The sequence below is a fragment of the Micromonospora sp. MGP-C2 genome (assembly GCF_057766525.1).
Genome location: NZ_JBYMEN010000002.1, coordinates 5505280 through 5530516, shown reverse-complemented (window position 1 = coordinate 5530516; position 25237 = coordinate 5505280). Strand labels below are relative to the sequence as shown.

18 protein-coding genes and 1 tRNA gene are annotated in these 25237 nt (G+C 69.4%); 4 read left to right on the top strand and 15 right to left on the bottom strand.

Annotated elements, in window-relative coordinates:
* The first annotated feature begins 79 nt into the window (after positions 1-79).
* Positions 80-598, top strand: a complete 519-nt coding sequence (locus AC3CF1_RS25485) for a hypothetical protein (protein WP_488451441.1) — start codon at positions 80-82, stop codon at positions 596-598.
* Between the two features lie 9 nt (positions 599-607).
* On the opposite strand, the gene AC3CF1_RS25480 is transcribed toward AC3CF1_RS25485, so the two are convergent.
* The 3 genes from AC3CF1_RS25480 to AC3CF1_RS25470 form a co-directional block, all read right to left on the bottom strand.
* Positions 608-1069, bottom strand: coding sequence for a hypothetical protein (locus tag AC3CF1_RS25480; protein ID WP_488451440.1), 462 nt, complete (start codon positions 1067-1069; stop codon positions 608-610).
* Between the two features lie 401 nt (positions 1070-1470).
* Complete coding sequence (locus tag AC3CF1_RS25475) at positions 1471-2220, bottom strand: Clp protease N-terminal domain-containing protein (protein ID WP_210922921.1); 750 nt, start codon at positions 2218-2220, stop codon at positions 1471-1473.
* A gap of 63 nt (positions 2221-2283) precedes the next feature.
* The gene (locus AC3CF1_RS25470; RefSeq protein ID WP_488451439.1) at positions 2284-3303 is read right to left on the bottom strand and encodes a glycosyltransferase; all 1020 of its coding nucleotides are present in this window, start codon (positions 3301-3303) and stop codon (positions 2284-2286) included.
* 93 nt (positions 3304-3396) lie between these two features.
* Between AC3CF1_RS25470 and AC3CF1_RS25465 the strand changes: the two genes are divergently transcribed.
* Positions 3397-4236: a DUF72 domain-containing protein gene (locus tag AC3CF1_RS25465; protein ID WP_488451438.1), complete on the top strand. Its 840-nt coding sequence runs from the start codon at positions 3397-3399 to the stop codon at positions 4234-4236.
* A gap of 9 nt (positions 4237-4245) precedes the next feature.
* On the opposite strand, the gene AC3CF1_RS25460 is transcribed toward AC3CF1_RS25465, so the two are convergent.
* Positions 4246-6081: a glycoside hydrolase family 15 protein gene (locus tag AC3CF1_RS25460; RefSeq protein ID WP_488451437.1), complete on the bottom strand. Its 1836-nt coding sequence runs from the start codon at positions 6079-6081 to the stop codon at positions 4246-4248.
* Positions 6082-6238: 157 nt separating this feature from the next.
* Here AC3CF1_RS25460 and AC3CF1_RS25455 point away from each other — a divergent pair, with 157 nt between their 5' ends.
* A complete protein-coding gene (locus tag AC3CF1_RS25455; RefSeq protein ID WP_488451436.1) occupies positions 6239-6664 on the top strand; it encodes a VOC family protein in 426 nt (141 codons plus the stop codon).
* Positions 6665-6716: 52 nt separating this feature from the next.
* On the opposite strand, the gene AC3CF1_RS25450 is transcribed toward AC3CF1_RS25455, so the two are convergent.
* The 4 genes from AC3CF1_RS25450 to AC3CF1_RS25435 form a co-directional block, all read right to left on the bottom strand.
* Positions 6717-7934 (bottom strand): FUSC family protein, encoded by a 1218-nt coding sequence (locus AC3CF1_RS25450; protein WP_488451435.1) that lies wholly within the window; start codon positions 7932-7934, stop codon positions 6717-6719.
* Between the two features lie 64 nt (positions 7935-7998).
* Complete coding sequence (locus tag AC3CF1_RS25445; protein ID WP_088946488.1) at positions 7999-8295, bottom strand: DUF6582 domain-containing protein; 297 nt, start codon at positions 8293-8295, stop codon at positions 7999-8001.
* 124 nt (positions 8296-8419) lie between these two features.
* Positions 8420-11122 carry an RICIN domain-containing protein gene (locus AC3CF1_RS25440; protein WP_488451434.1) on the bottom strand — a complete coding sequence of 901 codons (2703 nt, stop codon included), beginning with the start codon at positions 11120-11122 and terminating at the stop codon, positions 8420-8422.
* 364 nt (positions 11123-11486) lie between these two features.
* Positions 11487-14471 carry a glycoside hydrolase family 3 protein gene (locus AC3CF1_RS25435; protein WP_488451433.1) on the bottom strand — a complete coding sequence of 995 codons (2985 nt, stop codon included), beginning with the start codon at positions 14469-14471 and terminating at the stop codon, positions 11487-11489.
* A 302-nt stretch (positions 14472-14773) separates the two neighbouring features.
* Between AC3CF1_RS25435 and AC3CF1_RS25430 the strand changes: the two genes are divergently transcribed.
* Positions 14774-17893, top strand: coding sequence for a hypothetical protein (locus AC3CF1_RS25430; RefSeq protein WP_488451432.1), 3120 nt, complete (start codon positions 14774-14776; stop codon positions 17891-17893).
* Between the two features lie 72 nt (positions 17894-17965).
* Here AC3CF1_RS25430 and AC3CF1_RS25425 read toward each other — a convergent pair whose 3' ends face one another.
* The 7 genes from AC3CF1_RS25425 to AC3CF1_RS25395 all read right to left on the bottom strand — a co-directional run bounded on the left by AC3CF1_RS25425 (position 17966) and on the right by AC3CF1_RS25395 (position 25065).
* Positions 17966-18535: a kinase gene (locus AC3CF1_RS25425; RefSeq protein ID WP_488451431.1), complete on the bottom strand. Its 570-nt coding sequence runs from the start codon at positions 18533-18535 to the stop codon at positions 17966-17968.
* A gap of 213 nt (positions 18536-18748) precedes the next feature.
* Positions 18749-19660 (bottom strand): GAF and ANTAR domain-containing protein, encoded by a 912-nt coding sequence (locus AC3CF1_RS25420; protein ID WP_488451430.1) that lies wholly within the window; start codon positions 19658-19660, stop codon positions 18749-18751.
* A 67-nt stretch (positions 19661-19727) separates the two neighbouring features.
* Complete coding sequence (locus tag AC3CF1_RS25415) at positions 19728-20993, bottom strand: serine hydrolase domain-containing protein (RefSeq protein ID WP_488451429.1); 1266 nt, start codon at positions 20991-20993, stop codon at positions 19728-19730.
* 182 nt (positions 20994-21175) lie between these two features.
* Positions 21176-21637, bottom strand: a complete 462-nt coding sequence (locus AC3CF1_RS25410; protein WP_488451428.1) for a helix-turn-helix transcriptional regulator — start codon at positions 21635-21637, stop codon at positions 21176-21178.
* 176 nt (positions 21638-21813) lie between these two features.
* Positions 21814-22194, bottom strand: a complete 381-nt coding sequence (locus tag AC3CF1_RS25405) for a hypothetical protein (RefSeq protein WP_488451427.1) — start codon at positions 22192-22194, stop codon at positions 21814-21816.
* Between the two features lie 90 nt (positions 22195-22284).
* Positions 22285-22360 (bottom strand) — tRNA-Lys (locus AC3CF1_RS25400).
* 65 nt (positions 22361-22425) lie between these two features.
* Positions 22426-25065, bottom strand: coding sequence for a VWD domain-containing protein (locus AC3CF1_RS25395; protein WP_488451426.1), 2640 nt, complete (start codon positions 25063-25065; stop codon positions 22426-22428).
* Positions 25066-25237 lie beyond the last annotated feature (172 nt).

The following is a 25237-nucleotide window of genomic DNA, read 5'->3' as shown; positions in this document are numbered from 1 at the left end:
TCCAGCGAGGGCTTTCGCACACCTGTCGGGTAATTTCTTGTGGTCCGCCATCCGGCCAACGACAGGAGAAGCTCCGCGCATGGGCAAGAAGACGATCCACGTCTCCGACTTCAGCGGCACGGTTCTACAGCAGGACGACGAGGTGGTCCGCGTCGTCGTGCTGGAGCACCCGGACCTGGTCGCCGGGCCCGTGCAGTTGGACGCCACCCCGACCGAGGTGGAGAACCTCGACGACGCCGCCCTGGACGTGGCGGTGGTGGAGATCCACGACCGGCACGGCGGCGGCGAGCCCCGCCGGGTGGTGTTGACCGCCAGTGAGTTCGACGCGATGGCCACCGACGTGCCGATGGCGCAGTTGTTGAAGACCGCTGAGCGGGTCCGCCCGCCCAAGGCCCGCAAGAGCACCGAGAAGATCGACTACGGCACGCTGGAGCACGCCGGCAAGCCGCACCGGGGACGGGTCACCGAGGATGAGGCCCGACTGGTTCGCGAGCAGCTCGACGAGGTCAACAAGCGCCTCGCCGACGTGGGCGTGCGCCAGATCGACCCTGCCGACCCGGAGCACGCCCTGCGCTACGGGTTCCCCGACGTTTCCTGACCTACGGCGTCAGCAGGTCTTCTTCGCCCGATCACGGAAGGCGGTCTCGGTGACCGCCTTCCGCTTCGTGCCGCCATCGCTGACGAGAACCTGATCCGGCGGCAGCTCGCTCACCTGCGCCAGGGTGAAATGAACGGACTCGGCTTTGTTCTGATCGCCGTAGGCGGTGACCGCATACTCGATGTCGGGCTCGAACGCGGCGAGTGACTGCTCGGCCACATTCCAGCCTGGCGGTGGCTGCAACAGGGTCACAGCCGCAAGCTGCTCGGTGCCTGCACGTTCGATTGCCCATTTCGCGGGCGGCGCGGGCTCTTCGGTGAAGACGGCGATCCTGGTCGCCGTGAAGACGGCACACTCCACCACCACCAGAACCGGCTGCCCGTTGACGACTCGTAGCGCAGTCAGCGGCTTGTCTGCTGGGGAGCAGGCGGTCAGCCCCGCCAGGGCGGCGAGCGTCACCAGGACGCCCACCGCCCGGACCTGTGCTCTGGTCAACAGTTCTCGCCCAGCCGGAGTCGGTGGGTCGGCATGCGCTGGCGCGGCGAACATTCGGCCCGCCACGGTCAGCACGACGGCAGCCGCCACAGCGCGCCGTACAAACTGACTGAGGAATTTCTCAATTCGGTCCCCCGTTCACGAATGCCCATACGTTGATGTGCGCATGGCCACCCGAGGCTAGGTGAGGGCCGCTCGACGCGCGGACCCGTGACGGCATATACAACCTTCCGGACTTACAACCCGGATCCCGCCGTCGGCAAGCGATCCCACGCCGGCACTGCGCCGCACGCCGCCTGAGGCGCGGGAAACACCGCGCCGCCCAGCGAGGACATTCACACTCGCGGGACGGCGCGGGGATGGTGGTCCTGGTGCCGCTACTGGGCGTCGCCGCCCGTGGAGGCGGCCTTGACCACTGCGGCCAGGGCAGTCGCGAGGTCGGCCTCCACCGACGGCTTCGTCAGGCCGAGGTTGGTGAGCACACCAGTGCCGTCCTCCTGCTCCAGCAGGGCGAGCAGGATGTGCTCGGTGCCGATGTAGTTGTGCCCGAGGCGCAGCGCCTCCCGGAAGGTCAGCTCCAACGCCTTCTTGCCGCGCGCGTCGTACGGGATGAGGTCCGGGACCTGGTCGACCCGCGGCGGCAGGGCCGCGCCGACGGTCTCCCGCACCGCCTCGGGGGTCGCGCCCCGACCGGCCATCACCCTGGCGGCCAGCCCATCCGGCTCCGCCAGCAGACCCAGCACCAGGTGCTCGGGCCCGATCTCGGCGTTTCCGCTGGCCCGGGCCTCCTCCTGCGAGGCGATCACCACGTTGCGGGCCCGGGGGGTGAACCGGCCGAAGCCGTCGTTCGGGTCGAGCGGCGACCCGTCGGTCGCCTTCGACACGAAGCGCTTCTGGGCCGCCTGCTTGCTGACTCCCATGCTGCGGCCGATGTCGGTCCAGGAGGCGCCCGAGCGCCGAGCCTGGTCGACGAAGTGACCGATCAGGTGGTCGGCGATCTCGCCGAGGTGGTCGGCGGCGATGACCGCGTCGGTGAGCTGGTCGAGCGCGTCGGTGTGTGCCGTCTTGATCGCCTGGATCAGGTCGTCGAGCTTGACCCGACTGCTCATCTGGGTAGGTTCCGTCATGCGTCAACCATAGGTTGACGCAGCCTCATCGTCAACCCTGAGTTGACGATCTCGTTCCTGCGCTCACGCTCCCGAGCCGGCGTACTCCGGAAGTCGCTCGGCCACCGTCGCCGGCGACGGCATGCGGGCGATCTCCTCGGCGACCACCCGGGCCGCGTCGCGGTGCTCGGCGTTGCCGTGCTGCGGCAGCAGACGGTGCGTCCGCTCGGCGACGGCGTCCGCGTTCACCTCCTCGGGAAGCAGCCGCACGGCGACACCGGCGGCGTCGAGTACGTCGGCGTTGGCGAACTGGTCGGCACCCTGCGGCAACACCACCTGCGGTACGCCAGCCGCGAGCGCACCGAGGGTGGTGCCGCTGCCCCCGTGGTGCACCACCACGTCGACGAGCGGCAGCAACTCCGCCTGCGACACCCAGGGGTGCACGGTGACGTGGTCGGGCAGCTCGCCAAGCTGCTCCGGAGGCACCCGGCCCGCCGCGACCACCACCTGCGCGTCCAGCGTCGCCAGGCCGGCAATGACCGTGCGGAGCAGCTCCGGTGTGCCGAACGCCGTACCTAGGGTCAGGTAGATCAGCGGCCGGGACGTCCGACGGCTCACCCACGCCGCTAGCGGGGTCGGTGTCGAGAACGGGACCGGTCGCAGCTCGATCCGACGTTCGGTGGCGAGGAAGTTCGCGTCCTGGAGCGAAGGCGGGCAGATGTCGAGGTGCGGTCGGCCGACGACCTCGGTGTTCCGGGTGGGAAGGTCGAGGCCGATGCCGTCGGGGAACATCCGACCGAAGCCGTGCCAGAGGCCCGGGATGCCGGCCCGATGAGCGACGACAGCCGCCCCGGGCAGCCCCCACTCGTGCACCACCAGGTCGGGCCTCAGCCGCGCCAGCTCCGGTTCGAGATCCTCGGCGTACACCTCGTAGAAGGCGTCGCCCGGGCGGAACGGCCGCAGGCCGTTGGCGGCCAGCGGCGCGTGCACCGCCGGGCCGGCGGCGAAGTGCACCTCGTGACCGGCGTCCCGGGCGGCGATCGCCAGCGGGATCAGCGGATAGGTGTGACCGACGGACGCAAGACTGGCGAACAGCACACGCATGGCGCCGGACGCTACCCGTCCCGGGGGGCGCGGCCGGTGGCGCGTATACGGTGGCTGCGGTCAGGGCGCGGTTCACTGGCGGAAAGGGCGGTCATGCGTCTGCACGTGGGGTGCGCGATGTGGAGCCACCGGTCGTGGCCGGGTCACCGGCTGCCCTCCGCGGAGCGCCTGCGGCACTACGGCAGCTGGTGCGACGCCGTTGAGGGCAACACGACGTTCTACGCGACCCCGGCCCGGGACACCGTGGAGTCGTGGGCCGCGCAGACCGAACCCGAATTCCGGTTCGTCCTCAAGCTTCCGAAGGTCATCACGCACGAACGTCGGCTCACCGACGTCGGCGAGCCGTTGCGCGCCTTCCTGGACGCGATCGAGCCGCTCGGTTCGCGTGCCCACGCTCTCTGGATCCAGTTGCCCGGCTCGTTCGGTCCCGCCGACGTTGCGACCCTGACCCGATTCCTGGCCCAGCTCCCCCGATCACACCGGTACGCGGTGGAGGTGCGCCACCCCGCGTTCTTCACCGACGACCGCGCGACCCGGCTGCTGGAGGCGACCCTCACCGCCGCATCCGCCGAATGGATCCCCTTCGACACGACCGCCTTCTTCGCGAGCCCACCGACCAGCGACGCGGAGCGGGACGCCTGGACAAAGAAGCCCCGGGTGCCGCTGCGGTCGCGGGCGCTGACGGACCGGCCGGTCGTCCGCTACCTCGGCCGCGACGACTCGACGCGCACCGTCGAGGGGTGGCGACGCTGGGTCGACGTCACGGTGGCCTGGCTGCGGGAGGGTCGCTCACCGACGATGTTCGTCCACACCCCGGACAACGCCGAGGCGCCCGTGCTCGCCCGCCGGTTCCACGACGAGGTACGCGCACGCGTACCCGAGCTGGACGCGCTGCCCGAGCCGATCCCGGTCGAGCCGCTGACGCTGTTCTGACCGGGCGGGTCAGCACTGCTCCTTGTCGAGCAGGTCGTCGAGGTGGGCAGCGGTGCTGATCAGCGAGAGATGGCTGAACGCCTGCGGGAAGTTGCCGATCTGCTCACCGGTCGGGGCGATCTCCTCGGAGTAGAGACCCAGCGGGCTGGCGTAGGTGAGCATCTTCTCGAAGGTCAACCGGGCATCGTCGAGCCGACCGGCCTGGGCGAGCGCCTGTACGTACCAGAAGGTGCACATGTTGAAGGTGCCCTCGGTGCCGGCGAGGCCGTCCGGGGAGGCCTTCGGGTCGTAGCGGTAGACCAGGCTGTCGGAGGCCAGTTCGGCGTCCATCGCCCGCAGCGTCGACTCCCACATCGGGTCGGTCGGCGAAATGATGTTCAGCCCGGGCATCGCCAGGAGCGAGGCGTCCAGGATGTCGGACCCGTAGTGCTGCACGAACGCGCGACGCTCCTGGTTGAAACCGCGGGTCATGACCTGCTGGTAGATGGCGTCCCGTTCGGTGGCCCACCGGGCCGTGTCGCCGGGGCGCCCTCGGCGGTGCGCGATGCGGATCGCACGGTCGAGTGCGACCCAGGACAGCACCCGCCCGTAGGTGAAGTCCTGCCGGCCGGACCGGGTCTCCCAGATGCCGTCCTCGGGTTGGTCCCAGTGCTCGCAGAGCCAGTCCACCAGAGCCGCCGTCTTCTGCCACCCCTCGTACGGCGGGATCAGCCCGTTCCGGTCCGCGAGTTCCAACGAGAGGAGCGCCTCGCCGTAGATGTCGAGTTGCAGTTGGCCGGCCGCACCGTTCCCGATCCGCACCGGCGCCGAGCCCCGGTATCCCTCCAGGTGACCCAACACCTCCTCGTTGAGGTCCGGTGAACCGTCGATCCGGTACATCACCTGAAGGGGCAGGCCGCCGTCCCGGGCCCCGCGGATGCGCTCGTTCAGCCAGAGCAGATACTTCTGGGCCTCGTCGGTGAAGCCCAGCCGCAGCAGTGCGTGCACGGAGAAGGACGCGTCCCGGACCCAGGTGTAGCGGTAGTCCCAGTTCCTCTGCCCGCCGATCTGCTCCGGCAACCCGGCTGTCGGCGCGGCGACCAGGGCGCCGGTCGGCGCGTACGTCATCAGTTTGAGCGTCATCGCCGACCGCTCGACCACCTCCCTCCAGCGGCCCTTGTAGCGGGAGCCGCCCACCCACCGCCGCCAGTAGTCGCGGGTCTCGGCGAGCAGGTCGCACGCCTCCTCGGTGCTCATCGCGCGGGGCGCGTGCGGGCAGGCCGTCTCCAGGACGACCCCGCCGATGTCACCCGTGTGCAGGGTGAACGACGCGGACACGCCGTCCGCGTCCCGCCGGATCCCACTCGCGTCGAATTTCCGTAACGAGTCCTTGAACGCGGCGAGGGTGAGGGTCAGAGTCGGGCTCCGGAAAACGTCGCCCTCGGGATGCACCTCAAGCTCGTACGGGTCACGCCCGTAGTTGAACCGTGGACGGCAGTCGAAGCGGAACCGCATGCGCCCCCGGACCATCCGCACCAGCCGGATCAACCGGTGCTGGTCGGTGGCGCGTTCGCCGGTGACGGGCATGAAGTCCAACAACTCCCCCACGCCGTCGGCGCTGTGGAAGCGGGTGATCAGGATCGGCGTACCGGGTAGGTACAGCTGCTTGCTCGTGTAGTCGATGCCGTCGGGCGTGAGCCGGAAGTGGCCGCCCTTGTCATGGTCGAGCAGCGCAGCGAAGACGCTCGGTGAGTCGAAACGGGGCGCACAGAACCAGTCGACCGCGCCGTCCGCGCTGATCAGCGCGGCGGTCTGCAGGTCACCGATCAGACCATGCGCCTCGATCGCCGGATACGTCGCTTCCACGTTGGTCCCCCGCCGCTCGTGATGGCAACGGCGGCGACTACCCGGGGAAGTTGCCGGCTACACGCGAACTCCTCCGAACCCGCTGGTCATTGCGGAAGCAAACCTTCCGCAATCGCCGATAGCGTCCCTATCGACGACATCGACGAAGGGACACCTGATGAGCCTGCGAGGATTCGCCACACTCAACATCTGGGCCGACGACGTGAAGGTGGCAACCGCCTGGTACGCGAATTTCCTCGGGGTCGAGGCGTACTTCATGCGCCCGGGGCCCGACGGGCGCCCGGCCTACACCGAGTTCCGCATCGGTGACTACCAGGCCGAGTTGGGCATCATCGACCGCGGGTACGCGCCGCCCGGGGCCGCGACGGGGCCCGGCGGCGCGGTCATGCACTGGTGTGTCGACGACCTCGAGGCCACCGTCGAGCGGCTGCTGGCGCTGGGGGCCACGGAGTACCAACCGATCACTCCGCACGGCGACGAGGGGTTCATCACGGCAGCGGTGGTCGACCCGTTCGGCAACGTGCTGGGCGTCATGAGGAACCCGCACTACCTCGACGTCCTCGCGTCCCTCAAGGCGACGTGACGCACTGGGCTCTCCCGACGCGGCGGCGGTGCCCGCCGCAGGCCCCGCCTGCTCAGTCCCTACCGGCCCGATCCAGTGCCTGCCGTACCAGCTCTCCCGCCTCGTCGGTGCCCATCGCGCTGGCCATGAGAAGGTCGTGGGCGGCCGTGTGGAACTCACCCGCGGCGATCATTCCTGAGTAGCCCAACCGGTGGGTGTGCGGACGGGTGGGATCCCGCGCGGGTTTTCCCTGCGCCTTTCCGACCAGCGCGACAGCGGTGAGGATCTGCCGGCGCGCGTCCTGAGGGTCCGCACGCTCGGGGGTGGTGACGCGTCTCAGCGTCTGCACGCTGGTGGCCAACAGGTCGATGGCAGCCGCGAACTCATCCGGTATCGGCTCATCGTCCCGGAGAGCCTTGGTGAGTCTCCTCGCGACGGCCCGGCAGCCGTACAGGCTGCGCTCGAGATGGTGGATGGACCGGGTGTATTGGGCCAGAATCTTGCGTTGGCGCCACCGTAGTGGCGCCAGTCGCACCACTTCCTGGGCAGCCCCGAGCCCCTCGTCCAGCGCGGTCATCCGTGATCCAAGAATCCGCAGACCGGTCAGACTCTGCTCGGCGCCGCCAAGGTCCCGACGACGCAGCGCCGCGGCCAGGTTGTGCAGGGCGGCGATGGTCGGGTCGAGGACCGGTTCGGCCAGCCGCCGCACCGTCCGCTGCGGGTGGATGGGCACCAACAACAGGCCGACCGCCAGACCGATGAGCCCGCCGACTGCGGAGTCGACGAAGCGAGGGACGGACAGCTCACGCACGGGCGGTTCCAGGGTGGCGATGAGCACCGCGGTGCCGCCGGCCTGGGCGAGCAGGGATCCACCGCCCTTGAGCAGCACGGCGACGATGATCGCCAGCACCACGACCAGACCGGTCTGCCAGGGCCCGATGCCGAACAGCGACATGAGTGCGTCGCCGACGGCGAGGCCCAGGACCACCCCGACCAGCAGCTCGATGGTGCGCCGCAGGCGTGTGCCCATCGAGGCGGCCACAATGCCGACCGCGGTGGTGGGCGCGAGGACCGGGGAGGGGTTGTCCAGGAACTGGGCTCCCACGAACCAGGCGAGCGTCGCCGCGACGCCGGCCTGCACGGCGAGCAGCCCGAAGAGGCGGAACCGCCAGACGCGGGCACTTACCGCGTGTCGTAGCCGCGCACGCAGGCCGGCCACCGTCCGGTCGGTCCGGGACGCCTCACCCGATGCCGGGTCGGAGTGCGGTGCCGGCTCCTGATTCGCGGGCATTCGCGCCGCTTACCCGCCGAAGGCGAACCTATCCGGCGGTAGCGCCATATCGCGTGCGGTTGCCTCAGTGGGCGGGATTCGGCGTGTGCGGCAGTCGACCGAGTTGGCGCCAGTCGGTCTCCGCGACGTCGACGCCGTAGTGCTTGGCGGCGGCGAGGATGTTCTGGAAGGCCAGGTCCCGGTCCGCGTCGGTGACGCCCTGCACCTGGTCGAAGCGTGCGATGGCGTTACGGACGTGACCGGCGTCGGTCATGGGTTCCTTGCGCTCCTTGGGGAACGCGAAGACGGTCTCCGGCAGCTCGCGCTTGTCCTTGCTCGACAGGCCACCGTGCTTCTCGTGGGGTTTCCAGGTTGAGGTCATCACCCACCATTACCCACTCGTTGTCCGGCAGCACCTCCGCTCACGGAGAGAGGCTGTCGCTTCAAGGAAGGTTCAAGTAGCCCGGGGCCAGGCCCGTGTCGGCCTGGCCCCGCGGTCCGGTCGGTCAGCTACGCAGCGTCCACTGCTGGTTCGCGCCGCCGTTGCAGGACCAGAGGATGACCTTCGTGCCGTTGGCGGTGGCGGCGCCGAAGGCGTCGAGGCAGAGCCCGGACTGGGCGTTCGTCACGGTGCCGTTGGTGTTGACGTTCCACTGCTGGTTGAGCCCGCCGTGGCAGTCCCAGATGATGACCGCCGTGCCGTTGGCCGTGCCGGCCCCGGAGGCGTCCAGGCACTTGTTGCCGTACACGGTCAGCTGCTTGCTGGAGGTGTGGGTCCAGCGTTGGTTGGTGCCGGTGGAGCAGTCCCAGAGTTGCGTCTGGGTGCCGTTGGTGGTCGAGGCGTTGGGCACCTCGACACAGCGACCGGACTGGCCACCCACGAGTTGTCCGTTGCCCGTACCGCTGCCCCCGCCCTGCTGCTGCCGGACGATGGATGTCGACTCGGCCGACCGGTTGCCCTGTGCGTCGACGACGTAGAGCCGGTACTCGCCCTGCGTGGCCGGCACGGCGATGGACGTGGCGGTGCCGGCTGCCCTGGTCATCGTCGCCCCGGCGGTGAAGGTGGTCGTGCCGTACGGGGCCAACCAGACCGACCTGGTGGCGTCGCCGATGCTCCGGATCGGGATCGACGCCGTGGCACTGGCAACGAACGTGCTGGCCGGCAGCACGTAGTTCGGTGCGGAGAAGGTGCTCGCCGGAATGATGTCCCGGTACGCGTCCTCAAGGCCGGAATTCGCGGCGATGCCGTAGGCCGCCGCCGGCCAGACATAGTCGGAGGAGACGAGGATGTCGCCGATCGTGCTGTTCGGCAGGAACTTGTTCGAGACCTTGTTGATCGGGCCGTAGATCTGCGTGATGCTCAGATCGTGCTTACGCCCGAAGTCGTCTGAGTTGATCATCCAGGTGACGTTCTTGTCGATACTCAGCACGTTGTCGCGGAACGTGATGAACGCCGACCCCTCGTCCGGGTGCAGCCCATACTTGTGACCCGACGGGACGCCCTGGAGATAGTTGTTGGTGATGGTGGTCCCCGGCTGACTGCCCAACGTGTAGATCGGCGCCGTGTCACTCAGCCGCTGCACCGTGTCGATGATGTGGTTGTAGCTGATGGTGTTGTTTCTCGCCGTCGTGGTCGGTCGGTTCGGCACGATCGAGCCCGACGATCCGTCGAAGTTCCACCAGCCCCAGCCGAGCGTGATGCCGGACCACGGGGTCTTCTCGATCCGGTTGCGCTGGATGGTCAGGGTGTCGGCGAAGTACGCCGAGATGGGGCTGTGGCCGTTGAACAGGACGGCACTGTCGTACAGATAGTTGTTCTTGATGTCGATGTTCTTCGGCAGCCCCTCGACCTGTGCGGAGAACTTCTCGCGGTTGGTCGAGGTGCCGTCTCCGATGTAGACGTGCTGCGGATGGCCCACGGTGATGGCGGACCCGGCGATGTCGTTCGTGTGGTTGCCGATCAACTGCGTGCCCTGCACGTCGTTGATCATGTTGATCCCGTCAGCGCCGGTGTGCTGGATCCGGTTGCGTTGCAGGAGGATCCCGTCCGCGTTCTGGATCTGGATGATGCCGGGCGTCACATCCACGTTCCGGTAGTGGTAGACGTGGAAGTTGCCCTTCGCGTACACCTGGGCACCGAGGTTGCCCTGCTGCGCCTGCTTGAAGGACGCGCCAGCGACGTTGAACAGGTTCCAGTCGGAGTGCTGCACCGTCAGCCCGGAGAACGTGATGTTGCGCGCGTGGCTGCTGGTCGAGGTGCCGGCGACCCGCAGCAGGTTGGTGACGTTGTTCGGCGCGTAGACCGTCGCGGTCGACATGTTGTCGGCACTGGCCTTGTAGTAATAGACCGTCCGGGTGCCCTTGTCGAAGTAGAACTCACCGGGCGCGTCCAGGAACTCGTAGGCGTTCATGAGCTTGTGGGTGCCGCCCACCTGGGCGTTGCCGTTGAACGCGCCCTGGGCGATGGCAGCGCCCGGCTGCTGGAAGAGGGCCACCCGGTTCGCGCCGTCGGAACTCGTGGTCACCTGACGGACGCCCACGATGGCCGTGGTCCAGGTCGTGCCCGTCTCGATCTCGATGTCGTCCTGGTTGCGAGCGATGGCCGGGAAATCGTTCAGGCTGTATTTGGCGCCGTCGCACTGCGACCCCGACTCCCAGGCCCACGCGGCCTGGTTGGCCGTGATGTTGTACGTCCCGTAACAGCCCGCCGAGCTGATCGTCTTCGACGCCATGTACGCGCGCTTGTCGTTGACGTAGAGCGCCCGCAGCTTGTTGGCGCGGTCGAGCGGCGCCTTCCAGACGTTGCCGCTGTGCTGGGTCCACCCGGTCACCTGGACACCCCCGTCGAGAACCGGCTTCTCGTTGGGGTAGGCGCCGTAGATGACCCGGTATCCGTTGGTGCCGGAGTCACCGGCACCGAATTCGACAGTGCTGCTGATCGGATAACTGCCACCGCGGAGGTACACGTTGATGTCGCCGGTCATGCTCGCATTCACCGTACGGACGACGTCCCGTGCGCGTTCCAGACTCTTGAACGGCGATTGGATGGTCCCCGGATTGGTGTCATTTCCGTCCGGGGCGACATAGTAGGTCGCCTGGACTGCGGCCGAGGCCGGCATTTGTTGGATGAGCACGGCCGGCAGCGTCGCGGCGACGAGCGCCGCGACCGCCAGCAGGGACGTTCGAGCGGTGGATGCGGTTGACTTCACGTGCTGTTCCTTTCCATTGCCGTCGACATGGACCTGCCTGCGTATCGAGCGACGAGTACGGAAACAGCGACGCCACTGAGGGCCGGCGGGGACGTCTGTCGCCCGACCGCACTCCTTTGCCAATCGCTCCGAAATCTTCCCGCAAAGCGTAGGTCACACGTCTGACCATTGCAACCGGCAATTGGAAGCGGTCAATGCGCAAATGATGTCGGATCGGGCAGAGCGCGCGTGCTGGCCGGCGCACCTTCTGCCGCATCGTCCGACGAATCGGTGACGACGTGCCCGCCATCGCGCAGGCGGCGGGCGGGCACGTCAGAGCCGACCGGGGGCCGGGTCGACGATCGACCCGACCCCCGGTCGTCGGTCACCTGATGGAGAAGTCCGCCACGCGCAGCGCGGAGTCGAACACCAGGTACACGTCCTGCTTGCCGGCGGCCCCGGCCAACTCGGTGCTGGTGCTGACATACCGGTAGTCGTCGCCGGTGCTGGGCACGGTGGCCGTGCCGAGCAGTCGGCCGGTGGGCGATCCCAACCGGACCTCGACGGCGCCCGCTCCCGCACCGGCCCTGGCGACACTCGCGGTGAAGGTCCGCGCGCCGGGACGCAACGCCGAACCCTCGAAGGAGATCCACTGACCGGCGGCGGTGGACCCGACGGCCGTACCCCGGACCTTCGTCTCGTCGACGAGCCGGACCCCGGCGTACCGGTCGAAGTTCTCCGCCCGGGTGGGCCGGGACAGGTCCCGGGCCGGGATCGTCTCACCGCGCACCCGCACCGCGGCCCGGGCCCGGATGTCCTGCGCGGACGCCCCGACCATCAGGTCGTAGGTGGACGACTCGACCACCCACCGGCTGCGGGTGACGTCCCAGTGCGCCAGGTCGGCGGCGGGCAGTCGGAGCGTCACGGTCCGGGTCTGTCCGGGCGCGAGTTGCACCCGCTGGAACGCCTTGAGCTGGCGGATCGGGGTCTTGTCCCGCGAGGTGCGCTGATGGGTGTAGAGCTGGACCACCTCGGAGCCGGCCCGGTTGCCGGCGTTGGTCACGTCGACGCTGACCGCGATCGTGTCGTCGGCCGCGACCGAGTGGGCACCGGTACGCAGCTGGCCGTACCGGAAACGGGTGTACGACAGCCCGTGGCCGAACGGGTAGAGCGGCTTCGCGCGGTTGTACAGGTAGGTCTGGCCGGACGAGATGATGTCGTACTCCAGCAGGTCCGGTGGCAGTTGTGAGTCCGAGCGGTACCAGGTCTGGGTGAGCCGGCCGGACGGGTTGCGGTCGCCGAAGAGGACGTCGGCGACGGCGTGCCCGGTCTCGGCGCCCGCGTGGGTGGTCCAGACGATGGCCGGAACGTGCTCCTGCTCCCAATTCAAGGTGACCGGGTAGCTGGTCTGAAGCACCAGCACCGTACGTGGATTGGCCTTGGTCACGGCCTTGACCAGCGCCTCCTGGCCGGCGCTCAACGCGGTCGAGGTGCGGTCGTGCGCCTCGCGGCCGTTGATGAACGGGTTGCTGCCGACCACCAGCACGGCGGTGTCGGCCGCCTTCGCCGCCGCCACGGCCCGGTCGATCCCGCTGCTGACCACCTCACGACTGAAGTGGGTCGCGTCGGCCGCTGTCGACGCGCCGAGCTTGAGGGCGCCGTCGTCGCCCACGGTCACGTACGTGTCGGCGCCGAACCAGCTCTCCTTCGTCTCGTAGCCGACGTAGCGCAGCGCCACCGTGCCGTCGGCCTGCGGCTCCAGCTTGAACTGCTGCTGGACGTACCAGCCGTTCGGCTGCTCGTCACGGGTGACGAACGGCCCCCAGTTGTAGCCGAGGTAACGGCCGTTGGCGGCGTTGCGCAGGGTCACCACGTCCTGGCCCCAGTCCACCACGTCGAACTGGGCGGCGAGGTCTGCGCTGGCACCGGTGGCGGCGACCGGGTCGGCGTCGGTGGTGCCGGTGGCCGTGACGTACCGGCCGGTCGCCGGGTCCTTCAGGGCGATCCGGTCCGCCCCGTCGAGCCCGCTCACACTGGCGGAGTCGCCCAGCCGCTCGCGGATGCCGTCGAGCGCAGTCACCTCGTACGGCAGATCGCCGCCGTACCAGTCGGAGTAGAGGGTGTCGGCCAGCGGCCCGAGCACTGCCACCTTGCGGGTCCGGGCGGGGTCCAGTGGAAGCGCCTGGCGCGTGTTCTTCAGCAACACCATTGCCTCACCGGCGGCCTGCCGGGCGAGTCGCTGGTGTTCGGGGCTGTTGATGACGTCCGGGGTGATGCCCCCGAACCGGCCCCCGCCCGGGTCGAACTCACCCAGCCGGAACCGCACGTTCAGGGTCTCCCGGATCCGGGCGTCGATGTCCCCCTCGGTGAGCAGACCGGTGGCCAGCGCCTGCTTGATGGCGGTGACGGTCGGCTGCGCGTTGGTGTCGTCGGTGATGAAGCTGTTCAGGCCGGCCTTGACGATCGCGGCGTTCCCCTCGGGGAGGGTCGCGTAGTAGCCCTGGGAGCCGATGAGGTTGTTCGGCGCCCAGGCGTCAGTGACGTTGAGCAAGGGCTGGTCGGTCCACCCGCGGATGACGGTGGCCAGGTCCGGATCCACTGTGGCCGGACGACCGTTGACCAGGTTGTACGACGCCATCACGCCGGTCGCCGCGTCGGCGGCGATGGCTGGTTTGAAGGCGGCGCGGTCGTACTCGTTGAGCACCCGTGGTGGCACGTTCGACGAGGTCACGTCACGCCGGACCTCGTTGTTGTAGGCCAGGTAGTGCTTGAGGGTCGGCGCGCTCTTCAGGTGGTCCGGGTCCCCGCCGGTCATCCCCGAGCCGTACGCGGTCGAGATCGCGGCGGTGAGCGTCGGGTCCTCGGAGTAGCCCTCCTCGTTGCGGCCCCACCGGGGGTCGCGCAGCAGGTTGACCACCGGTGCCCAGAGGTTGAGCCCCCAGACCCGGGGGTTCTGCGCGTGGTAGCCGCGCGCCTCGTCGCCGACGGCGGAGCCGACCTGCCGGATCAGGTCGGTGTTCCAGGTGCTCGCCATGCCCACCGGCTGGGGGAAGGACGTGCCCGTGGCCTTCACCACGGCGCCGTTGTTGTCGATGTCGGTCGACCACGCCACTCCGTGCAGGGCCTCGGTGCCGGTCTTGAACAGGCCGATGCCGAGCCGGGGGACGGCCGGCTGGTACTGGTGCAGCCAGGAGATCTTCTCGTCCAGGGTGAGCCGGCCGAGCAGATCGTCGACCCGGGCGTCCACCGCCAGGTGTGGATCACGGAAGGGATAGGTGGGCTCGGCCAACGCCGTGCCGGGAACGGCCGGTAGGGCGAGCAGGGCAAGCGCGAGCGCGGTGATTCCGCGCCGGAGGCGCCATTTCCGCATGCGGTTCTCCTCATGTCGTACGACCGACGCCAAGGGGCGCCGAGACCGACGTGACCAGGCTCGACACCCGGCTGACGGGCCTGAACGACGGGTCGTCGAAGCGCTTCGACGATGTGGCCGCGTCATCACGGCCAGGATTGTGGTGATCCCCGCAACCATAGATGCGCGCCTATTGGCGAGGCAAGGTCGCCCGGCGGGAGGTGCAACGTCGGTTGGCCGACGAGTGGTCTGAGATCGGCGGCTGACCCGCACGCGTCAGCGCGGTTTCAGGGCCCTTTCCGGCTGCTCAATACGTTCGCGACATGACAATCAAACGTTCCACGCGTACGAGGCGCGGGACTGCTGTGGTGGCGATGATCGCAGTCACCGCGGCAGGTGTGCTGTTCGGCGAACCCGCGTCGGCCGATCCCGTCCCCGTCGAAGTCCCTCAGGCGGCGCTCACCGACCGGGCCTTCGGCCAGGTCGCCGAGACCCACCTCCAGGGTGCCGATCGGATCAAGGCCGTGGTGCTGTCGGCCGAGTTCGTCCAGTGGCACCGGCTGCACCCGAACGCCACGGCCGGACAGGCACAGACCCAACTCACGGCGCGCAAGCAGCTGCTCGACAGCTCGCTGACCTCGTACGACGTGTTGGTGCCCGAGCAGGACCTACTGCTCAGGTCCGTCGACATCCTGCTCGGCGCGCCCGGCGGCGACACCCGGACCTCGCCGGAGATCACCGGCCTGGTCGGGGCCGTGATCGGAAAGACCGTCGAACCGTGGGACACCCGCGAGGAACTCGCCTCCGGCGCCCTGCGTACCGCCCAGTGGCTGCGCGGCCGTGACGACGCCCTCGCCGCCGTCTGGTCCGCGGTCCGACAGGCGGGGGCAGGCAGCGCTCCGGTCGCCACCGCCTGGAACACAGTGCTCGGTGCGCCGGCCGGTGTGGACGTGACCAGCACCTACGAGGAGCTCACGCAGGATCCCGGGCTTTCGCACGTGGACCTCGACGCGATCCTGGCGCTGCGGGACGACCCGGTGGCGTACGTCGCGGCGGCCAAGCAGCAGCTCGCCTCGCTGCACGCGCAGCTGCTCGGCCTGAGCTTGGAGATCCGTCTCGAGATCGGCGAGAACAACCGCAAGTGTCCGCCGGAGGGGCCGCCGAGCGCCGAGTGCACCGCGGCGGCCAGGAAGGCCGCCGAGGACCGGGACAAGGCACGGCAGCAGACGATCTCCGACGTCAAGGCCGGGGTGGGCATGGTGTCGACCATCATCGGGTTCGCCGACCCGGACGCCGGCAAGAAGTCCAAGGTGATCGGCGAGGCGGTCCTCACCACGATCAGCGCCATCTCCAAGTACGCGGCGGCGATCGCGGGCCGCGGGCTGGCGGGGTCGATCTTCAGCACCGCGACCTTGGCGATGACCGGCAACATCTTCGGCGCCGTGATGTCGATCGTCGGGCTCTTCGGCAGCAGCGCCCCGTCGCTGGATGCGCAGATCCTCGCCCAGGTCAAGGCACTGCGCGACGAGGTGCGGGCCCTCGGCGACGAGATGCGCGCCAGCTTCGCGCGGGTCGAGGCCCAGATCAACACGGTGTACGCGAACATGATGGCCCAGTTCGACAAACTGAACGCGGCGATCGCCGGCAACACCGCCCAGATCACCCTCGTCCAGCAGCAGGTCGCCCAGCTCGGCCTCCGCCTGGAGGACATCGCCGCCACCGTCCTGGCCGCGATCGGCGACGCCACCCTGCACTACGCCCGCGCCGACATCAACCAGTACATCGGCTACCTGGAGAACTTCGGCCAACCGATCCCGACGTACGGCGAGTTCGTCGGCCCGGAGAACGAGTTCCACCTGACCGCCACGCAGTTGGCCAGCGGCAGCGCCTTCGTGGTGCCCAGGACCGACGCCGACAACCCGGCGCTCGACCCGACCACCGTCCTCAACAGCTTCGGCGAGGCACGGTCGATCAATTACCTGGCTCGGGTGGCCAGCGGGCGTGACCCTTCGATGGTCGAACCGGCGACGCCGGTCGGCAACCCGACGGTGTGGAACCTCGGCGCGCAGGCGTACTCCATGTTGTTGCTGCAGAACCCAACGTACGCCGCCCAGGTCAGCACCAGCCGCGCGGCGCAGATCGAGGCGGAGGGCACCCGCATCGCGGATCTCGCGGCCAGCTTCGGTCGGCCGGTCGACGGCAACGCCAACAGCCTGATCAGGGGGCTGATCGACGAGTACGTCGCCGCCACCAACGAGCTGTCGACCGCGCTGGCCGCCTTCCGGACCAACGAGATCCAGGCCCGCTGGGAGCCCGACGCCAATGGTGTGCAGGTCAAGGTGCTCAAGAACTACGACCTGTTCTGGGACACGGACAAGCCGCTCGCCCCGGCACCGACGAAGGTCGACGAGGCGACGGTGCCGGCGTGTGACGGCCCCCGGCAGATCGACCGACCCAGCAACGTCCGCTACGACCTGATGTCGAACATGGTGCAAACCCTCCAGTACGCGTACACGCCGCGCCTCGGCGAGCCGCCGGCGGGCGTACGGGAGTTGCCCGAGGTCGGCTACTGCTACACGCCGAGCTGGGTCCACACCCGGACGACGGACAACGGAGGCGTGATCCGCTCCTACGGCAAGCTGCGGTTGCAGATCCACAGCCGGTTCCGGCTGAACTCGTCCACGGCCTGGCAGAACTCACGGACCGCCGACTACACCTGGCCCGGCGAGCAGGTCTACCACGTCTACTGCGAGTTCTTCAGCTGCAACAACGAGACCACCCCCGAGCAGGCCCTGACCCAGAGGTGGCCGTCCGGCCGTTACGCCTTCGCGAGCGGCGCCACGGCCGTGAACAACACGGCCCTGGACACCTCGCTCACGCCGACCCTGCGCGGTTTCCTGCAAGCCCGACAGAAGTCCCTCTACGACCGGGTACGCGAGCTGAGCACTCAGGTCAGCGGACCGGTGCCCACCGCGCTGAAGAAGATGAACACATCCGCGCGGCTGCTCCAGGCGTACACCCGGTTGGGTCTGCCCAACGCCCTCGACTCGGACGACGTGTTGTCCGCGAACCTGTTCGGGCAGTACCAGATTCCGGTGAACATGCCGACGGACGCCAAGATCGGCAACGCCTACGCGAAGGCGGGCGGGAACTACGCCCTCTGCGGGCCCGCACCGTGCTCGCCCGACACCAGCCGCCCGCTGCGCGACCAGGTCAGCCTCAAGCTGCCCTGCGATCCCGCTGTCGACTCGTCCAACCTGCCCGGTGACCCCCTCGGCGACTGCCTGGTCACCAGCGCGCGGTCGCGTGCCAACGCGCTCACGCAACGGTACGAGACCTGGGCGGACCAGATGACCGCCGGGCTGCACCGCGAGCGGGTGCCGTGGCTGAACGACACCCTCACCGGTCTGCGCATCACCACACGCCTGACCCACGCCAACTGACCCAGGCGTTGCCGGCGCCTCCGGGCGCCGGCAACGTGCCGTCCGCCGCTGGGCGAGGCCCCTCGTGCCGGGCTACGGGACGATGGGGAGCACGTCGTCGTCACGCCCGGACTGGGTGAGTCCCGAGGCTGCGGCAATGGCCTCGATGGCTTCCTCCAGCCCGGTGGTCTCCGGGAGGACAAGCTCCCCGGGCCAGCCCAGCACGTCGTGCGGGGCGTACCAGCCGCTCATCTGCTCGGCGGTGAAGTCGTTGACCTGCGGGCGCGTGAGGTGCCGGCGCAGGGTCTCGGGCAGGGACACGTCGAGGTAGCAGAACAGCGACCGCCCCCGGTGACCGTCGCGCAGATCCGTGAGCATGCTCCGGTAGCGGCTGGCGTGCAGGATGCCCTCCAACACCACGTGGTAGCCGTGATCGAGCGCGAACCGCACGGTCTGCCCGATCAGCGCCGGAGCGGCACCGCCGGGCCGGTCCCGCTCACGCAACACGATGCGACGCAGGTAGTCCTGCTCGACCAGGGCACAGCCCCGGCCGTGCCGACGCCGCAGTTCCCTGGCGATGCTGGTCTTGCCCGAGCCGGAGTTGCCTCGAACGCAGACCAGGATCGTGCCCAGGCTGCCGGTCGGGACGGATTCAGTGGCCACGGCGCCCCCTCCTTCAGCCGGGTGCTCGGTGGCCTCGCCTGTCCACGATACGCACGACATTCGCGGCAGACGCACAGCACGGTCCGGTGCGGTAGCAGCCCCGCGTCGCATGCGGTTGTGTGCATGGTGCCGGTCTCGCTCAGCCTTGCCGCGCGGTCCGGGGGTGCCTACGGTCAAACAGTCGGCCGTGGGCACCCGCGATTCGACCGTCCGCTATGGCTGCGGCTGGCGGTACTTGTTCTCGACCAAAGTCGCGGCGACGTCGCGGAGCTTTCGGTTGGTGTCCTGGGACATCTTGCTCAGGATGCTGAACGCCTCGTCGGGGCTGCAGCGTTGCTCGGCTATCACGATGCCCTTGGCCTGTTCGATCACCGCCCGGGATTCCATGGCTGCCTGCATGTGCTGCGCCAGGGTGGCCGTCGCGTCGTACAGGTGGGCGTTGGCAAGCGCGACCGCGGCGTAGCCGGAGAAGGTCTGGGCGAGCACGACCGCCTCGTCGTCGAACGCGCCGGGTCTGGTGGAGTACATGTTCAGCGCGCCGGTGACCGCCTCCTGGACGGGCAGGCCGACCGACAACGAGCTGCGTACGCCGGCGTCGATGGCCGCTGGCGTGTAGTGCGGCCAGCGTTCTTCGCGGGTCAGGTCGGGCACCGACACGACAGCGGTGGTGGCGGCCGCCTCCAGGCAGGGGCCGCCGCCCTGTTCGTACTGCCGTTCGTCAAGGTTTGCGGCGAGGTCGCCGGTGAACGCCGCGGTGTGCGCGTTCCTGCCCCGGATCAGGGTCACCGACGCCTCGTCGACCCCGGCGATGGTCCGTTTGGCGAGGTTCGCGACCTGCTGCAGGACACCTTCGAGGTCGGTCTCGTCGAGTTTGATCCGGCCGAGCTCGGCGAAGGCGTGCGTGGGGTCCAGGGGTTGTTGATCGGCCACGGATGACGTCCCTTGAAGAGGGCACATCAGCTTGAATCCGCTGGACAAGCCGATGCGCAGGTCGCTGTAGGCTTCCCATGGAAGTTGGGGAGCCGGGACCTGCGCCGCTTGTTTGACGCTGGGCTCGTCGACGCAATCTTTTGCGTCGACCACAGACCTGGGATTGTAATAGTCGGAAACCGATGACGCCTGCACGGCCTCACGTGCTACTTACCGCGTTACTCTGCGCACGCTGGGTCAAGGAACCGCCCCCAGCAGTCACTCAGCCGCTCTGATTTCTGGCGGTTTGCGTGACTCCTTCCTGCCGCAACTCCAGGACGCGATGGTGATCGTCGGTCTGCACGAACCGGACCTCCAGGTCGAGTCCCGGGTGCAGGTAGCGGCCGCCCGGCTCCGCCAGCAGGACGACCGGCTGCTGGGCGGCGGCGGAGAAGGTCAGGTGGCCGTCGCTGACCGCGATGTCGATCGGGTAGTCGTCGCGCAGGACGTAACGGCCCGCCACGTCACCAAGTGGCTCGGCGCTGACATCGGTGGCGTAGTGACGGTCGGCAGCGGCACGGATGCTCGCCAGCAACTCCCACCCATCCTCGGAATTGGCCATCGCCGCGACCGCGGTGCCGCTGTCAGGCCAGACGTAGGAGAAGCAGGTATAGCCGACGTTCTGCCCGGTGTGCCCGAACCGTCGGCATCCGGCGCGGTCGGCGAGCTCGGTGCCGAGCCCGTAGACGCCGCCGGGGATCTGCGGTGACCACATCTCTGTGGCCAGGTCGCGGCTGAGCAGCTTCGAGTCCCCCGAGGCCGCCCGGGCGATCTCAAGGTCGAGCCGAAGCAGGTCGGTCGGGGTGCTCCACAACCCAGCTGCCGCCGTCTCCGGCTGCACCCGCCAACCGCCGGGCACCCCGGTGCCGCCCCCATGATGGCCACGAGCCACCGGATGCTGCCGCTGGTGCGGAAGCTGCTGGTCGAAGCTGCTGTCGGCCATGGCCACCGGCTCCAGCACCAACGATCGCATGAGGTCCTCGAACGGGGTCCCCGTCACGTCCACCATCAACTGCTGGAGCACCGAGTAGTGGCTGCCCGAGTACCGGAAACGGCTACCCGGCAGAAGGGTCGACCGCACCGGTGGGGTGGTCGTGGAGCCGCCGCCCTCCAGGACCTGCAACAGCGACGGGGCGCGACCCGCGGCGTAGCCGCGATACCAGGTGTCGGACAAACCGGCGGTGTGCGCCAGCAGCTGTCGTACCGTCACCCGGGTTCGCTGACCAGCGCGGTCGAGCAGTTGCCACGAGATGAGGTACTCGCTGATGTCGGCGTCCAGATCCAGCACGCCGTCCTGAACCAGCAGCAACGCGCCGAACGCGGCGACATGCTTACTGATCGAACAGGCCGCGAACGCGGTGCCCGCGGTCAACGGCGTCGACGCCTCACCACCCGTGACGCCGTAGCCGCTCGCCCACAGCCGCCCGCTCACGTGCCCGACGGCGATGCTGACCCCCGGCACCTGGTAGGTGTGCATCAGATCGGACAACGTCGCCGTGTCCGGCGAGAGCCGCCCGGAGACACGTGCCGGTCAAGTTCGCCCAGCAACAGGGCCCATTCCTGCGACAGATCCACGTCCTCCACGGCATCGATTCTTGACCACCAGTGCTGCCCGATCAACGCCCGCGCCGCCTGGTCTGCCCCATCACGCAGCACCGTGCGCCGCTCGGTTCAGGTGTGCAGCGTCCGGCCTGGGCTGTGGCCGTAGGCCCGGCGGTAGTCGGTGCTGAAGCGTCCTGGATGGGTGAAGCCCCAGCGCGCCGCGACTGCCGCCACTGTCGCACCGGTGCCCGGATCGGCGGCTTGCAGGTCCCGGTGGGCACGGTCCAGACGGACCTGGCGCACGTACTGCGACGGGGTCATGTCACGGTGCCGGCGGAACGCGTTCTGTAGGGCACGGACGCTCAGACGGGCCTCGGCAGCCAGGTCGGTCACTGTGACGCCGCGGTCGGCATGCGCCTCGGCGTACGCCATGGCCCGCCGTAGCGTCGCCGGTGCGACCGGGCGCGCTCCGGAAGCCTGGTCGCCGTCCTGCGTGGCATTGGAAAAGGTGGCCAGTGCCGCTGTGGCCAGCAGTCGGCGTAGTTGGGCAACGATCAGGCGGTTGCTGGCAGCCTCCGGCACAGACCGCATTGAACGCCAAACATACGACACGGTCTGTGACCAGTGACGGGCCAACACGTCGGTCCTCGGTCGGCCGTCGCCGAAGCGAAGACCCGCAGCGTCGAGGCCGGCTTCCTGGGCGGCGTCCTCGACCAGCGATCGCGGCACACGTACCGTCAGGACGTCCACCCCGCGGAACGTGACGATCAGCGGGCGGTCCGGGGTTGGAGCACGACTCCACCGGCCTTGACGGGAAAGCGGTCACGACCGTCCTCCATGACGAAGTGCCCGTCGAGCATCACGTTGATGTTCAGGTCGGCGCTGGGCTCGGTCCGGACCAGGGTGCCCACCGAGTAGTGCAGTCGCTGCACCGTCAGATCGTCAAGACTGGCCACACTGGTGTCCAGCAGGGCACCCTCGGGTCCTGGTTTGCTGAACCGCACCTGAAGGTCCACGAGCGCGGTGCGGAAGAACTGGTGCGCCTCCTCGACGTCAGTGGTCCGGTAGTGCTGAAGATGGGACTGGTTGACGGCGTTCTGGTCGCCCACGATGACCCCCGGCAGGCTCCGACTGGTGCTGGCCGACATGGCCTGCTCAGTCCACGATGCCCCAGGCTCGCGCACCAAAACCCCGACGACTCAGGGGCATGGCCGGTTGGCCATGCCCCTGCATCTTGCTGGTGCGCCGCCAGGGACTCGAACCCCGAACCCGCGGATTAAGAGTCCGCTGCTCTGCCAGTTGAGCTAGCGGCGCTCGCCGGCAACGGGACGAGACGGTAGCACGCCCCGGACGCCACCCCGAACGAGCAGGGGTCCGCCTTACCGCAGCGTCAGGGTGACCTGCCCGGTCGCGACCCCGGACGGGTCCACCACCAGGGAGTACGTGCCAGAGGCTGGCAGCACTGTCGGCGCGATGTCGCCGGCCCCGTTGACCACACAGCCGCTGGTGATGGGGCTGCCATCGGGGGCGCGTAGCTCCAGCACGCCGCACTGGTCGGGTAGGTCCGAGGCGGTCGCGGTCAGCCTCACCGCCGTGCCGGCGCTGGCGGTGAACCGGTAGGTGGTGACCGCGCCGGGTTGGTCGACGGTGGCGACGACCTGCGGCCCGCCGACGGTGATCGTCGCCGCCCGGTCGCGGCTGCTGACGAGCCGCAGTGTGGTCGCGCCGGTGCCGCGTCCGCTGGGGTCGACCACCACGGTGTACGTCCCGTCAGTGGGCAGCAGCGTGCCGTCGATCTCGCCGACGCCGTTGATCACGCAGCCGCTGTGCAGCAGCCGGCCGTCGGTGTCGCGCAGTTCCAGTGGGGAGCACTGGTCGGTCAGCGTGCTCGTGGGCACCTCGACGAAGACGCGCTCACCCTGCCGCCCGGTGAACCCGTACCGGGCGCGTGCGCCGGGCTGTTCCAGTGTCGCGATGACCGTCGGGCCGTTCGCTTGCAGCGTGCCGTCGACGTCCCGAGCCGCGTACACCAGGATGGCGGCTCGTCCGGTGTCGCCGGGAGCGGCGGTGACCCGCACGGCGTACGTGCCGGTGGCGGTGAGGTCGACGCGGTCGATGTAGCCGACGCCGTTGATGGCGCAGCCGCTCGCGATCTCCCGGCCGGTCGGGTCGGTGAGCGTGTACGGCGAGCAGCGGTTGCCGATCCCGGGCGCGGTGGCGTCGACGAAGATGACGTCTCCGGCCCGGCCGGGGAATGTCAGCGGCGCCCCGCCGGGGGTCAGGCTGGCGGTCGCCACGGGTACGGCGGTGATCGGCGTGGTGGCGGGCGGGGCGACCCGCTCGGTGGTGGCGCCGGCCACCGCGAACTCGGGGCGGCCGCTGACCGCGACGTCGAAGACGCACTCGGCGAGCTGGGCGGGAGCGGTGACGCCGGCCCACCGGCAGATCTGCTCGGCTGTGGCGCGGCGGGCCGGGTCGAGGTCGCCTACGGTGACCTCCCGTTCGGGGAAGGCGCGGTCGGTGAACGTGCCAGTGTCCTGCCCGTCGTCGTAGTGCAGCAACGAGCGGTCCGGGGTGATCCGCCAACTGTCCGCGTATGTCGGGTAGAGCTGCGCGAACGGCACCGGTTGGGTGAGCGCGGTCCCGGAGGAGGGCGCGATGTCATCGGTCGGGTCGCCGTCGAAGTCGCCGAGCAGGCCGCGTACCTTCCCGGCCCGGCCGTCGGCGAGTTTGACCAGCACCCGGTAGCCGTAGTGGCCGATCTGGTCCACCGCCGCCGCGGAGCCGTCCGGCCATGTCACGTCGTACCCGTCGGTGGGTCCGGTGTCGGAGGGGCGTCGGGTGAGGGTGCCGCCGCCGGGCAGGTCGGTGCGTTCCGACGGCGCGGCCAGTGGCGCGCCGTCGACGTGCACCCGGGTGCCGCCGTCGGTGAGCGTGAGCGCGACCCGGTGGGCGCCGACCCGGAACGCGACCGCCGAGTTGACCGAGGCGGTCCGGGTGCCGGCCATCGGCGCCTGCCGGACCTGCACCTCCAGCGGGTCGTTGCCGGTGGCGGTGACCAGCGTGAACTCGCCCACCGCCTGGAAGTCGTAGGCGACCCGGTCGAATGTGACCAGGTGCGGGTCGCCGTTGCTGCCGCCGCAGTTCGCGCCCTCCTCGCAGAGCTTCACCGGACCCTTCGGCGGGGGCGTCTTCTTCGCCGGTTTCTTGCACTCGTCGAGGTTCTTCGGCAGCGGCTTCCCGTCGTACTCGGTGCGCGGCGGCAGGCCCTTCGCCGTCCGATAGCGGTTCTCCGCGAGTGTCGCCTTCACCTCGGCGGTACGGATGCCGGTGCCGCCGCAGTCGCCCTGCGGAACCTTGCCCTGGGAGATGTCGTCGGCGTGGTTCAGCTCGTGGTAGAGCGCGGCGCAGGGGTCCCGGGTCACGCCGTCGCCGTACGGGTCGACGGAGGTCGGATTCCAGGTGACCGTCGAGGAACCCTTCCCGTCGGGGCTGTCCGGGGTCTCGAACGCGCCCGAGCCACCGGGGGTCGGAATGATCCGCACCCGGGGGGACTTCTTGTCCCGCAACCGCGGCAGCACGCCGGACGGGTCCCCGCCGGACGCGGCGAACCCCTTCAGGCAGTTGTCGACAGCGCCCTGGAAGTCGACGCCGCTGACCGGCACGCCGCCGGTCGGGTCCACCGCGTAGTCGGCCCGGGCCGGTCGGGAGCCGCCGACGACCAGCGCGCCGACGGACACCAGCAGCAGGGCCACAGCGGCGGCGGTCGGCCGGCGGCGGCGTGTCCGCAGCAGGACCACCAGCGCGACACCGAGCAGTGCCAGCAGCAGTCCTCCGCCGGCAAGCCACAGCCAGCGCCATCCGGTCACGCCACCGCCGTCGCCAACGGTGAAGGTGGTGGACCGCAGTGTGGTCCCGCCCACGCAGAGGCTGGTCGCGCCGGTCACCGGCAGTGGCAGGTAGCCGGCGGTCACCTCGTACCGGCCGGGCGCCGACCGGCCAGAGCGTGTCCAGGCCACCGCCGTCCGGGGTGGCGGCCACCGAGCGGAGCACCACCGCGTCGGGCGTGTCACCGTCATGCAGGCGTACGCCGGTCAGGCTCACCGTCGTGGTCGCACCAGGCTCCACGGTGGTGAGGCCGGCGGTGGCGGCAGCACCGATGCCGTCGTCGTGGAAGCTGCGGGCCAGCGT